General features: G+C 64.4%; 13 protein-coding genes. All 13 read right to left on the bottom strand.

Annotation, left to right across the window (positions count from 1 at the left end):
• Positions 1-87 precede the first annotated feature (87 nt).
• Positions 88-729, bottom strand: a complete 642-nt coding sequence (gene ureG, locus BLV45_RS08510; RefSeq protein ID WP_090531775.1) for an urease accessory protein UreG — start codon at positions 727-729, stop codon at positions 88-90.
• An 11-nt stretch (positions 730-740) separates the two neighbouring features.
• Positions 741-1421 (bottom strand): urease accessory protein UreF, encoded by a 681-nt coding sequence (locus BLV45_RS08505; RefSeq protein ID WP_090532811.1) that lies wholly within the window; start codon positions 1419-1421, stop codon positions 741-743.
• Positions 1408-2001, bottom strand: coding sequence for an urease accessory protein UreE (ureE, locus tag BLV45_RS08500; protein ID WP_090531773.1), 594 nt, complete (start codon positions 1999-2001; stop codon positions 1408-1410). The genes BLV45_RS08505 and ureE overlap by 14 nt, the downstream gene beginning before the upstream one ends.
• 7 nt (positions 2002-2008) lie before the next feature.
• Positions 2009-3715, bottom strand: coding sequence for an urease subunit alpha (gene ureC / locus BLV45_RS08495; RefSeq protein ID WP_090531771.1), 1707 nt, complete (start codon positions 3713-3715; stop codon positions 2009-2011).
• A gap of 63 nt (positions 3716-3778) precedes the next feature.
• The gene (locus tag BLV45_RS08490) at positions 3779-4084 is read right to left on the bottom strand and encodes an urease subunit beta (RefSeq protein ID WP_090531768.1); all 306 of its coding nucleotides are present in this window, start codon (positions 4082-4084) and stop codon (positions 3779-3781) included.
• Positions 4085-4094: 10 nt separating this feature from the next.
• Positions 4095-4397, bottom strand: coding sequence for an urease subunit gamma (locus BLV45_RS08485; protein WP_090531766.1), 303 nt, complete (start codon positions 4395-4397; stop codon positions 4095-4097).
• Between the two features lie 105 nt (positions 4398-4502).
• Positions 4503-5306 (bottom strand): transporter substrate-binding domain-containing protein, encoded by an 804-nt coding sequence (locus BLV45_RS08480; RefSeq protein WP_090531764.1) that lies wholly within the window; start codon positions 5304-5306, stop codon positions 4503-4505.
• A 234-nt stretch (positions 5307-5540) separates the two neighbouring features.
• On the bottom strand, positions 5541-6422 hold the full coding sequence (locus BLV45_RS08475; protein ID WP_090531762.1) for an urease accessory protein UreD: 882 nt from the start codon (positions 6420-6422) through the stop codon (positions 5541-5543).
• Positions 6423-6625: 203 nt separating this feature from the next.
• Positions 6626-7318: an urea ABC transporter ATP-binding subunit UrtE gene (gene urtE / locus BLV45_RS08470; RefSeq protein WP_090531760.1), complete on the bottom strand. Its 693-nt coding sequence runs from the start codon at positions 7316-7318 to the stop codon at positions 6626-6628.
• A gap of 791 nt (positions 7319-8109) precedes the next feature.
• Positions 8110-8976, bottom strand: coding sequence for an urea ABC transporter ATP-binding protein UrtD (gene urtD, locus BLV45_RS08460; protein WP_090531756.1), 867 nt, complete (start codon positions 8974-8976; stop codon positions 8110-8112).
• Positions 8976-10163, bottom strand: a complete 1188-nt coding sequence (urtC, locus tag BLV45_RS08455) for an urea ABC transporter permease subunit UrtC (RefSeq protein WP_090531754.1) — start codon at positions 10161-10163, stop codon at positions 8976-8978. The genes urtD and urtC overlap by 1 nt, the downstream gene beginning before the upstream one ends.
• 1 nt (position 10164) lies before the next feature.
• Positions 10165-11793: an urea ABC transporter permease subunit UrtB gene (urtB, locus tag BLV45_RS08450; RefSeq protein ID WP_407670987.1), complete on the bottom strand. Its 1629-nt coding sequence runs from the start codon at positions 11791-11793 to the stop codon at positions 10165-10167.
• 108 nt (positions 11794-11901) lie between these two features.
• Positions 11902-13197 (bottom strand): urea ABC transporter substrate-binding protein, encoded by a 1296-nt coding sequence (gene urtA / locus BLV45_RS08445; RefSeq protein WP_090531750.1) that lies wholly within the window; start codon positions 13195-13197, stop codon positions 11902-11904.
• Between the last annotated feature and the right edge of the window lie 197 nt (positions 13198-13394).

Below are 13394 nucleotides of genomic sequence, written 5' to 3'. Positions count from 1 at the left end.
TCCGCCAGTTGCCCCGTGGCGAACGAAAGCCAGGCCGCATTCTAACATTTGCGACAACCCTGCTTTTCCACGCAATCCGCGCGACCTTTACGCCGTCAGCAACCCCTTCTTCTCAATAAACGCGATCACCTCGGGCAGTCCGTCGAGCGCCTTCAGGTTGCACATCACGAACGGCCGTTCGCCGCGCATCTTCTTCGCATCGGACGCCATCACGTCCAGATTCGCGCCGACCATCGGCGCGAGATCGGTCTTGTTGATCACGAGCAGGTCGGATTTCGTGATGCCGGGGCCGCCCTTGCGCGGAATCTTCTCGCCGCCCGCCACGTCGATCACGTAGATCGTCAGGTCCGACAGTTCCGGGCTGAAGGTCGCGGCGAGGTTGTCGCCGCCGGATTCGATGAACACGATGTCGGCGTCAGGGAAGCGCGTGAGCATCCGGTCGACGGCTTCGAGGTTGATCGACGCGTCCTCGCGGATCGCCGTGTGCGGGCAGCCGCCCGTTTCGACGCCCATGATGCGCTCGGCCGGCAGCGCGCCCGCGACGGTCAGGAGACGCTGGTCTTCCTTCGTGTAGATGTCGTTCGTGATCGCGACGAGGTCGTAGCGCCCGCGCATCGCCTTGCAGAGCATTTCGAGCAGCGTGGTCTTGCCGGAGCCGACCGGGCCGCCGACGCCCACGCGCAGCGCGGGCAGTGTCTTCGTACGGTGGGCAGGATGAGGTGCGTTCATGATCGGTGAGCCTATGAGCGGAAAAGCCGCGAATACTGCGACTCGTGGCGCGCCGACAGAATGCCGAGTTGCGGCGCGAAGGTGTTGATGTCGTGAGGCGCCGTGGCGAGCGCGTGGGCGACGGCTTCCTCGATGCGTTCGCGCAGCGCCACGATGATGCGCTGGCCCGCGAGCTGTCCGAGCGGCACCACCTTCAACGCCGCGGCCGCCTGGTTCTCGACCCAGCTGAAGGCCCAGGCGGCGAGGGCGGCGTCGCTGGCGGCGTCGTGCGCCCAGGCGGCGTACGCGAATGCCGTGGGTTGCGCGACGGGCGTCATCGCGGCGAGCGTCGCGCGGCGCGCGGCGTCGCCCCATTCGAGCGACGCGCACAGTTGCCGCAGCGACCAGCCCATCTGTTCCGTTTCGCGACGCAACTCCGCCGATTCGCGGCTCGCGAGGAATGCTTCGTTCGCTTCGATTAGCGCGGCGGCGTCGTGCGAGCGCCAGCGCTCGATCTGGTGCGCGAGAAACGGCAGCTCGCCGCGCGCGAGCACGGTCGTGAGGCCGCTTGCGATCCAGTCGCGCGCGCTGTCGGCGTCGGTCACGAGCTGCGCTTCGATCGCCGCTTCAAGCCCTTGTGAATAGCTGAACGCGCCAATCGGCAATGCAGGCGACGCGAGATGCAGCAGCGCGGTGAGTTCAGCGATGCGCATGGTGATGATGCGCGTGGCCGCAATGGCTGTGGTCGTGATCGTCGTCATGCGTGTGATCGTGCGGATGATGCTCGTCGAACACCTGCTGGGCGATCGCGTAGTCTTCGGCGAAGGTTTCGTCGTGACCGTGCTTGTGGCCGCCGCCGTACGCGCCTGTTTCCGGCTGGAACGGCATCGAAACCTGCTCGACCGTCGCGCCGAGACGCTTGAGCATGTCGGCGAGCACCGGGTCGAATTCGAGCTTCAGGTAATCGTCGCCGATTTCGACCGGCGTGTGACGGTTGCCGAGGTGATACGCGGCGCGTGTGAGCGTGATGCGATCGGGCGCGCGCACGTGAAGCACGGCTTCGGCGGCCGCGACGACGCGCACCAGCGCGCCGTCCTGCGCGACGAGCACGTCGCCGTCGCGCAGCACCGTGCCGCGCGGCAGCAGCAGCGCGACCTCTTCGCCGTTGTCGAGCGTCGCCGCGAGGCGGCTTTTACAGCGGGCGTCGAACGCGAGCGTCAGGGTCGGCGCGCGCTTCACCAGCACGGCGGCGAGCTTGATGTGCGGTTCGATGCGTTTGTCGATCGTGCGCATGGGAGTTTTAGAACAGGAAATAGCGTTGTGCCATCGGCAGTACGGTAGCCGGCTCGCAGGTCAGCAACTGGCCGTCCGCGATGACTTCATAGGTTTCCGGGTCGACCGTGATCGCCGGCCTCCACGCATTGTGGATCATGTCGGCCTTCGTGATGTTGCGGCAGTTCCGGACCGCGACGACCCGCTTGTTCAGGCCGTAACGTTGCGCGACGCCGGCATCGGCCGCCATCTGCGAGACGAACGTGAGCGACGTGCGCCCGAGTGCGCCGCCGCGCGTCGCGAACATGTCGCGGTAATGCACCGGTTGCGGCGTCGGAATCGACGCGTTCGGATCGCCCATCTGCGCCATCGCGATCATGCCGCCCTTGAGAATCAGCGAAGGCTTGATGCCGAAAAACGCCGGCTCCCAGAACACCAGATCGGCCCACTTGCCCGGCTCGACCGAACCGACTTCGTGCGCGATGCCGTGCGTGATCGCCGGATTGATCGTGTACTTCGCGACATAGCGCCTGGCGCGAAAGTTGTCGTGGCGCGCGGTGTCTTCAGCGAGCGCGCCGCGTTGCACCTTCATCTTGTGCGCCGTTTGCCACGTGCGGATGATCACTTCGCCCACGCGCCCCATCGCCTGCGAATCCGACGACAGCATCGACAGCGCGCCGAGATCGTGCAGGATATCCTCGGCCGCGATCGTCTCGCGACGGATGCGCGATTCGGCGAACGCGATGTCTTCCGCGATCGACGGGTCCAGGTGATGGCACACCATCAGCATGTCGAGATGCTCTTCGAGCGTGTTCACGGTGTACGGGCGCGTCGGATTCGTCGATGAAGGCAGCACGTTCGCTTCGCCGCACACCTTGATGATGTCGGGTGCGTGGCCGCCGCCCGCGCCTTCGGTGTGATAGGTGTGGATCGTGCGGCCCTTGAACGCTGCCACGGTCGCTTCCACAAAACCCGCTTCGTTCAGCGTATCCGTGTGGATCGCGACCTGCGTGTCGGTGTCGTCGGCGACGGAAAGACAGTTGTCGATCGCGGCGGGCGTCGTGCCCCAGTCTTCGTGGAGCTTCAGGCCGATCGCGCCGGCCGCGATCTGTTCGAGTGCGGGTGCCGGCTGGCTCACGTTGCCCTTGCCGAGAAAGCCGAGATTCATCGGATAGCCGTCGGCGGCCTGCAGCATGCGTTCGAGATGCCAGGGGCCTGGCGTACACGTCGTCGCGTTGGTGCCCGTCGCCGGGCCCGTGCCGCCGCCGAGCATCGTGGTGACGCCGCTCGCGAGCGCTTCGTCGATCTGCTGCGGGCTGATGAAGTGGATGTGCGTGTCGATGCCGCCGGCCGTCACGATCAGGCCTTCGCCGGCGATCACTTCGGTGGCCGCGCCGATCGCGATCGTCACGCCTGGCTGGATGTCCGGATTGCCCGCCTTGCCGATCGCCGCGATGCGGCCATCCTTGATGCCGATATCGGCCTTCACGATGCCCCAATGATCGAGGATCACGGCGTTCGTGACGACCGTGTCGACAACGTCCGCATGCACGCGTTGCGACTGGCCCATGCCGTCGCGGATCACCTTGCCGCCGCCGAATTTCACTTCTTCGCCGTAGGTCGTGAAGTCGCGTTCGACTTCGATCAGCAGTTCGGTGTCGGCGAGGCGGACGCGGTCGCCGGTCGTGGGGCCGAACATCTCCGCGTATGCGCGGCGGCCAATGCGTAGTGTCATGAGTGTGAGTCCGGAAATGAGCGGCGCGATGGGGTGGCGTTTCGATAGCGCGAGATGCGGCGCTTAAAGCTTGCCCATCACCTTGCCGTTGAAACCATGGACGATGCGCTCGCCCGCCAGTTCGACCAGTTCGACGGTGCGTTCCTGGCCGGGCTCGAAGCGCACGGCGGTGCCGGCCGCGATGTTCAGCCGGAAGCCGCGTGCCGCTTCGCGGTCGAACGCGAGCGCCGCGTTGACCTCGTAAAAATGATAGTGCGAGCCGATCTGCACCGGACGGTCGCCGGTATTCGAAACCGTGACCGTCACCGTCGTGCGGCCCGCGTTCAGTTCGTGCTCACCTTCGTCGATGAGCAGTTCGCCGGGGATCATGCGGGCTCCTTCACGGGATCGGATGATGGACGGTCACGAGTTTCGTGCCGTCGGGGAAGGTCGCCTCGACCTGGATATCGGGAATCATCTCCGGCACGCCTTCCATGACGTCTTCGCGCGTGAGGAGCGTGGTGCCGTAATGCATCACTTCGGAGACGGTCTTGCCGTCGCGCGCCGCTTCCATCAGCGCGGCCGAGATGAACGCGACGGCTTCCGGATAGTTCAGTTTCAGGCCGCGTGCGCGACGCCGCTCGGCGAGCAGCGCGGCGGTGAAGATCAGGAGCTTGTCCTTTTCGCGAGGTGTCAGCTTCATCGGATGGGTGCTTGGGTGCGTGCGTACGTGGATACGTGATTGGGCCCGCGCGGCGGCGCGGACCCGATGGCCGGTCAGTCTATAACAGGTCGATCCGTGCGCGGCTTACAGACTGGAAGGCAGCGCGGCGCCGAACCACTTTTTCGACATCGCGTTGAGCGTGCCGTCCTGTTTCGCGGTGGCGATGGCGGCATCGACCTTCTGCAGGAGCGGCGCTTCACCCTTGTTCAGCCCCACGAAGCACGACGAATTCTTGATGACGAATTTCGGTTCCGGACGGCGCGGCGGATTTTTCGCGAGGATCGCCGCCGCGACGATGTTGCCCGCGGCGATCAGCTGCACCTGGCCTGACAGGAACGCGGCGATCGTCGCGTTGTTGTCCTCGAAGCGCTTGATCGTGGCGTTCGGCGCCATCTGCGTGAGGGCGACTTCCTCGAGCGCGCCGCGGGTCGCGCCAACCGTCTTGCCGGTGAGGTCGGCCGGACCGTTGACCTTGATGTCCGCCGGGCCGAACACGCCCTGATAGTACGGCGCGTAGGCCGTCGAGAAATCGATGACCTTCTCGCGATCCGGCGTCTTGCCGAGCGACGAGATCACGAGATCGACCTTGTTCGTCTGCAGATAGGGGATGCGGTTCGCGCTGTTCACCGGCACGAGTTCGAGCTTTACGTGCATCGATTTCGCGAGCAGCGCGGCGGTGTCGATGTCATAGCCTTGCGGCTTCATGTCCGGGCCGACCGAACCGAACGGCGGATAGTCCTCCGGCACCGCGACCTTGAGCGTGCCGGACTTCGTGATGTTGTCGAGCGCATCGGCGTGAGCGGTGCCGGCGAAGCAGGCGAGGGCGGGCGAAACCAGCAGCGCGGCGAGCCATGCGCGGCGTGAACGGCGGACGATCGGTTGGGTCATGTTGTTTTCATGGGCGTGTGGTCCGGCGAACCGGGTGACTGCCGTCGAAGAGGCGGCAGTGTCGAGGCGCCAACCGCAGCAAGCCGTGTGCCATGACGACGCAACAAGGGCGCGCGGCACGGTGCGCGCAGGGTGGCACCACATCTGGGCGTGCGGCGCGTGTTTGCCGCGCCGCTTTGGTGCGTGAAGTTTTGGGCCGGCAGGGTCGCCTTGAGCGCGCGTGACTGCCGGAGGTTACGTCGTCCAGATTCGCAGCGGCACGGCTTCGACATCGTGAACCACCGGGCGCAGGTGGAGCCAGCATTGGGTCAATGCGCGTTGCAGCGTTTCCATCGATCGCGACACCGCGCGCACCAGCAGCACGTTTTCGCTGACGCACGAAGCGGCGGCGCGCAGGGTGTCGTCGAAGGGGAGTTGCGCGGTGAGCGTTTCGGCGAGCGTGTCGCTGCATGCCGGGCCCGCGGCCCATAGCGTGCCGCAGGCGGGGAAGCCGGCGAGGCCTTGCGGCGAATCGCGCAGCGGATCGGTTGCCGTGATTTGCGCGCGCTCGAGCCACAACAGTTTTCCGTCGCTGCCGACGATGCGCGACACCGCGCGAAGCGTGCCGGCCGACCAGCGTTCTCCGGCTGCCTGGCGCCCGAGCTGCGTCGCGTCCCAGCCGAGGGCGGTTGCGCCTTTTGCCAGCGTCAGCGAGAAATCCAGCTCTGCGTGTGCGTGATCGAAGACGATGTTGTTTTGCGGGAGCCAGTCGAGTCTTGCGTTTTCGCCGACGCGGATATCGATGCGTTGCTGCGCCGTGCGGCCGTTCGATTTGTACCACTTGGTGGCGCCGGGCGTCGTGAGGACGGCGTGCGTGCCGGACGCGAGCGAGACGTCGATATCGAGCCGGTCGCCGCCCGCGACGCCGCCGGGGGGATGGACGATCACCGCGTGACAGATCGCGTGACCTTCCGGATAGAGAGGACGTTGCACGCGCAACGGACCGTCATGAAGACGATGCGAGAGCGTGGTGCGCTCGCCTTGCTGCGTGAAGCCGAGTTCGAGACGCGCGCGCCACTCGCGATGAGCGACGGGTTGCGCGCTGGCGAGCGCGACGTGATTTTCGTGAAGCGACATCGAGTGGGCGTTCGAAATGGGGCGGCGGCGTGATCGCGCGGGGCGAGGGCTTGTGGATGGATTGTACTGCCGGGCCGGTCGCGTCACCGGACGCCGGTTGCTGCGCAGCTGGTTTGGGGCCGTGCGGCGACACAAGACGAATCGAAGTATCGGGGTGTCGAATGGCGGGCGCGTTGATCGCGGGTTGGCGATGAGGTGAATGATCAGACTGCGATGAGTGTGCGCACGCCGTCTGCGTCCATATTGGCGCCTTTGCCGCCGGCGACGATTTCACCTCGGCTCATGACCCAGTAATGGTCGGCGATGGCTTTGGCGAAGTCGTAATACTGTTCGACGAGGAGGACGGTGAGGCTCATTTCCTCGACGAGCTGGCGCAGCGTCCGGCCGATATCCTGGATGATGGAGGGCTGGATGCCTTCGGTGGGTTCATCGAGGATGAGGAGTTGGGGGTTGCTCATGAGGGCGCGGCCGATGGCGAGTTGTTGCTGCTGACCGCCGGAGAGGTCGCCGCCGCGGCGGGCGCGCATGTCTTTGAGGACCGGGAAGAGTTCATGGATCTTGTCGGGGATTTTCGACGGGGCTTTTTTGCTGGCTGCGCCGACGAGGAGGTTTTCTTCGACGGTGAGGCGCGGGAAGATGTCGCGGCCCTGGGGTACGTAGGCGAGGCCGTGGGCGACGCGTGCGTGTGTGGGGAGTTTCGTGAGGGGCGTGTCACGCCAGGCGACCGAGCCGCTCTTTGGCTGGACGGTGCCCATCAAACAGCGAAGGAGCGTCGTTTTGCCGACGCCATTACGGCCGAGTAGTACGGTGAGTTTGCCGTCCGGCACGGTGAGGTTGATATCACGGAGGATGTGGCTGCCGCCGTAGTACTGGTTCAGGTTTTTTACTTCTAGCATTTGGGTTTTGCCTCTAGTGGTTTCTTTTTTGCCGCGGCGCTGGTTTGTTTTTCCTTTGGCCTTTCCTTGCATTCATGTCGGTCTATTAGCGTTGCCCCTGTGCGGGGCGGCACCTACTTTTCTTTGTCTTCCAAAGAAAAGTAGGCAAAAGAAAGGCGCTTCGAAAACTCATTTGCTCAAAGTGCATCATCCCCGGAGAATGGCACCCCATGAGGTGTCGCCCTCGCGCTCGATGCCACTCTGGTCCGCGCACGATCTGATCCCCCGCACAGTCCCGCCCGTGACACAGGGCTCATACATCCGACTCCGCACTGCGTGCGTCGCCGCCCGACATAACAAAACACCCGCCGTCCACTACCTGCCCCCGCTACCCGCTACCCGCTACCCGCTACCCGCTACCCGCTACCCGCTACCCGCTACCCGCTACCCGCTACCCGCTACCCGCTACCCGCTACCCGCCGCGTGCTGCCACCCGTTTTCTGCTGGTTCGACCGAACCGTGACGCACGAAGTGCGGAGCGGGGTGGATGACGGCCTTGTCACGGAGATGGACCGCGCGCGGGACGAAATCGCGCGGGGACCAATGCCGGGTGAAGTGTGGGGGAGACACTTCATGGGTTGCCATTCCCCAAAAATGACGCACCTGGAAAAGGTGAGTTTTCGAAGCGCCTTTCTTTTGCCTACTTTTCTTTGGAAGACAAAGAAAAGTAGGTGCCGCCCCGCACAGGGGCGACGCTAATAGACCGACATGAATGCAAGGAAAGGCCAAAAATCCAGAAAAACAAAAAACCCCTATCTGCCAAGATAAGACTCAACAACACGCTCATCCCGCTTGACCTCATCAAGCGCCCCATGAGCGAGAACATGCCCTTCAGCCATAACGGTGACCCGCCCGGCGTCACCAGCAAGCGCTGCAACAAACTCCATATCATGCTCGACCACCATCATCGAACACGTCCCCCGCAGTTTATTAAGCAAAACCGCGAGTTCCATGGTCTCGTCATCCGTCATCCCGGCAGCAGGCTCATCGAGCAAAAGCAAAGCAGGCTGCTGCATCAACAACATCCCGATCTCAAGCCGCTGCTTCTGCCCATGCGACAACTCGCCAGCCAGCCGCCGCGCCTCGCTCTCCAGCCGGATCAGCGCCAGCGTTTCCTCGATCCGTGCCTGTGCCTCGCGATCCAGCCGTGCCCGCAACGATGCCCACCAGCCCTTGTCCGCCTTCATCGCCAGCTCAAGGTTCTCCCACACGGGATGCTGCTCGAACACAGTCGGCTTCTGGAACTTGCGCCCAATCCCGGCGCGCGCAATCGATGGCTCGTTCATCCGCGTCAGGTCGATCGTCTGACCCAGAAACACCTTGCCCGAATCAGGCGCGGTCTTGCCCGTGATGACGTCCATCATCGTCGTCTTGCCGGCACCGTTCGGCCCGATAATGCAACGCAGCTCGCCCACGTCGATCGACAGCGACAACGCATTCAACGCGCGAAAACCATCGAAACTCACGGTGACGTCTTCCAGATAAAGAATCGGGCCGTGCGACACGTCAATCTCGCCAGGCGTGACGACCCGCCCCGTCGAAGCAACCCCGCTCAAGGTTCGACCGCCATCGAACCCGTCAGGCACGGCAAGGTCGGGCACCATCGGGTTTTCGTTCATCAAGGCTTCCTCCGCCGCGTGGCGAGCTCGATCAGCCCCATGATCCCGTTCGGCAAAAAGAGCGGCACGAGCACGAAAATCGCTCCCAGAAAGAACAGCCAGTATTCGGCGAAATTCGCCGTGAAAAAACTCTTCGCGCCATTCACCGCAAACGCACCAATAATCGGTCCAATCAACGTGCCGCGTCCGCCCACCGCCACCCAGATCGCCATCTCGATCGAATTGCCCGGCGACATCTCGCCCGGATTGATGATGCCGACCTGTGGCACATACAGCGTACCCGCGATCCCGCACAGCACGGCCGACAGGGTCCACACGAAAAGCTTGTAAGCGAGCGGGCTGTAACCAAGGAACATCAGCCGCGTCTCGCCGTCGCGCATGGCCGTGACGACGCGTCCGAGCTTCGACGTCACGATCGCCCGCGCGCCGATGAACGACAGCACGAGCACCGCGAACGTGATCAGCAGGAGGGCCGTGCGCGTGCCGGGATGCGTGATCGGAAACCCCGCGATGCGCTTGAAATCGGTAAAGCCGTTGTTGCCGCCGAAGCCGGTTTCATTGCGGTAAAACAGCAGCATCGCGGCAAACGTCATCGCCTGCGTGATGATCGACAGATACACGCCCTTGACCCGCGAGCGGAACGTGAAAAAGCCAAACACCCATGCAATCATCGCCGGCACGAGCACGACCAGCAGCAACGCGTACCAGAAGTGCTGCGTGCCCGCCCAGTACCAGGGCAGCGCGTGCCAGTCGAGAAACACCATGAAGTCGGGCAGGTCGCTGCCGTATTTGCCCTCGTGGCCGATCGAGCGCATCAGATACATGCCGATCGCGTAGCCACCCAGCGCGAAGAAGAGCGCGTGCCCCAGGCTCAGAATGCCGCAATAGCCCCACACGAGATCGAGCGCCAGCGCCGCGATCGCGTAACACATGAATTTGCCGGCCAGCGTCATCGCATACGCGGACAGGTGGAACGCGCTCGACTCGGGCAGCACGAGCGCGGTGAACGGCACGCCCAGCCCGATCGCGATGATGAGCGCGATCAGCGCCTGCCACGCGCGGCGCGACAGCAGTGCGGGGCGCGGCGGCAAGCCAAGTGCGAAGCCCGACAGCGCAGCGCGTTCGTCCGGTGCATCCAGGCCCGCCGGCGAAACCGGAGCGGAAGCGGAAGAGGTCGCGGATGTCATCTCATGCCTCCGCGCTGCGGCCCTTCAAGGCAAACATGCCCTGCGGACGCTTCTGGATAAACAGCACGATCAGCACGAGCACGGCGATCTTCGCGAGCACGGCGCCCCAGAACGGCTCGATCGCCTTGCTGACGAGCCCAAGTCCAAAGCCGCCAATGACGGTCCCGGCCAGTTGCCCGACGCCACCCAGCACCACCGCCATGAACGAATCGATGATGTAGCTCTGCCCGAGGTCGGGGCCGACGTTGCCGATCTGCGAAAGCGCGCAGCCGCCGAGGCCCGCGATGCCGGCGCCGAACGCGAACGCATACGAGTCGACACGCGCGGTCTTCACGCCGACGCACGCGGCCATGCGGCGGTTCTGCGTGACGGCGCGCACGAAGAGACCCAGACGGGTTTTCGTCAGCACGGCCCATGCAATGCCGACGACGATCATCGAGAACACCAGAATCGCCAGCCGGTTATACGGCAGGATCAAACCCGGCAGGACGGTGACGCCGCCGCTCATCCACGAAGGATTCTCGACCTGCACGTTCTGCGCGCCGAACAGCATGCGCGTGGCCTGAATCAGGATCAGGCTGATACCGAAGGTGGTGAGCAGCGTCTCGAGTGGACGTCCATACAGATGCTTCAACACGAGCCGCTCGAGCACGATGCCGACCAGCGCGGCGGCGGCGAACGAAGCGGGAATCGCAAAGAGCGGATACCAGTCGAACGCACCGGGTGCGAAGCGCTGCACGAGGTTTTGCACCACGTACGTGGCATAGGCGCCGATCATCAGGAATTCGCCGTGCGCCATGTTGATCACGCCGATCAGGCCGTACGTGATCGCAAGCCCCAGCGCCGCGAGCAGCAGCACGCTGCCAAGCGAGAGGCCGGCGAACAGCGTGCCCGCGATCTGGCTGCGTCGCTGGATCGAGTCGAGTTCGTCGATGCCGGCCTGGGCGGCCGTGCGCACGCGTTCGTCGCCTTCGATGAACGTGCCGTCGGGCTTCTTCGCGACGAGCGGCCGCAGCAGTTCGTTCATGTCGAGATCGTGCCGCGCGGCAACGAGCTGCACGGCTTCGAGGCGCTTCGCCGCGTCGCTGTCGTGCAGCGCGGTCATCGCCCAGAGCGTATCGAGACGCTTCTTGAGGGCAGGGTCGGTCTCCTTCGCGCGCGCCCGGTCGATCAGCGGCTTCATCGCGGCGTCCGGGTTTTTCAGCAATGCATCGATCGCGGCAGCGCGCGCGGCCGGATCGGTGGCGTCGAGCGCAAGGCCCGACACGGCGCCCGATACCTTCGAGCGCAGAAGATTGTTCAGCGTCACCGGCTGCGCGCCATCGGCGGCCACGGTCTTGCCGGTCACGGCGTCGCGGGCCACGTCGTTATCCTGGATCAGCATCTCGCCGGAATCGGTCGCGAGCGCGTTGTCTTCGGACAGCGCCTTGAGCAGCGCCAGGGAGGGCGCGTCGTGGCTGGCAATCAGTTTGTCGATGGCGGCGGATTTCGCATCGAAGTCGTCGCCGGCGAGCGGCGCGACATCCGCCGCGCTCAGCGCATGGGCGCCCACCGGCATCAGCATGACGAGGGCGAGGAGCGCGAGGCCGACGCATGCACGCCCTGCTGACCTGAAAGTAAGAAACGCCATGATGACCTTTGAAGATGAAGCGGCAGGGCGGCGCGGCATCGAACGGGAAACGGTGCCGCGCCGTCGTTACAGCGCTACTGCAGTGCTACCCCGAAACCAGCCCGCCGGTCACGCCACGCGCGAGCGGCGCAGGAACGCGGGGATCGACGAGACGATGTCCGGCTTGCCGGCGTTGCCCGCGATATACGGGCTCCACGGCTGCGCGCGCACGACGGTTTTCGTCTTCCACACGACGTTGAACTGGCCGTCGGCGCGTACTTCGCCGATCATCACCGGCTTGTGCAGATGATGATTGCCGTCCATTTCGAGCGTGAAGCCCGAGGGTGCCGCCATCTTCTGGCCGATCATCGCAACGCGCACCTTGTCGACATCCGTGCTCTTCGCTTTTTCGACGGCCTGCTTCCACATATGGATACCGACGAACGTGGCTTCCATCGGGTCGTTGGTCACGCGCTTCGCGCCGCCCGGCAGGTTCTGCGACTTGACCCACCCGGCCCACTGTTCCTTGAACTTCGTGTTGGCCGGGTTCTTCACCGACATGAAGTAGTTCCACGCAGCCAGATTGCCGACGAGCGGTTTCGTGTCGATACCGCGCAACTCCTCTTCGCCCACCGAGAACGCGACGACCGGCACGTCCGTCGCCTTCAGGCCCTGGTTGCCGAGTTCCTTGTAGAACGGCACGTTCGAGTCGCCGTTGACGGTCGAGATCACGGCCGTCTTGCCGCCCTGCGAGAACGTCTTGATGTTCGCGACGATGGTCTGATAGTCGCTGTGGCCGAACGGCGTGTAGACCTCCTGGATGTCGGCATCCTGCACGCCCTTCGACTTCAGGAACGCGCGCAGGATCTTGTTCGTCGTGCGCGGATACACGTAGTCGGTGCCGAGCAGGAAGAAGCGTCTCGCACCGCCGCCTTCGGCGCTCATCAGGTATTCGGTGGCCGGAATGGCCTGCTGGTTCGGCGCCGCGCCCGTATAGAACACGTTGCGCGACATTTCCTCGCCTTCGTACTGCACCGGGTAGAAGAGCAGGCCGTTCAGCTCCTCGAACACCGGCAGCACCGACTTGCGCGACACAGACGTCCAGCAGCCGAACACCACCGCGCATTTGTCCTGCGTGAGCAGCTGGCGCGCCTTTTCGGCAAAGAGCGGCCAGTTCGACGCCGGGTCGACGATGACCGGCTGGATCTGCCGGCCCATCACGCCACCATTCCTGTTGATATCCGCGATGGTCATCAGCGCGGTGTCTTTCAGCGAGGTCTCCGAGATCGCCATCGTGCCCGACAGCGAGTGCAGGATGCCGACCTTTATCGGACCGCTATCCTGGGCGTTTGCGAAAGGACTCTGGCCCGCGAGCGCGAGCGCGCCCGACATCGAGCCGAATTTCAGCAGACTGCGACGTTTCATCTGTGCTTCCCCTTGCCAACTGGATGGTGACTGATATGGGCGTCGGTATCGCTCCGACGGTTTTAAATGCCTCGTGCCCAGCTTCTACTGCAAGGCATGTGCCAAGCGGTCAATCCTTCCTGATGACCCCGCAAGCCCGCCGCGATGCGCCCGGGCGTTGCGAGGCGTTATGCGGTCTGGGCGCGAAAGTGGTGCGC

The sequence above is a fragment of the Paraburkholderia sartisoli genome, assembly GCF_900107685.1.
GTDB lineage: Bacteria > Pseudomonadota > Gammaproteobacteria > Burkholderiales > Burkholderiaceae > Paraburkholderia > Paraburkholderia sartisoli.
The sequence above is the reverse complement of the archived record's forward strand: the minus strand, read 5'-3'. Positions and strand labels throughout refer to the sequence as shown.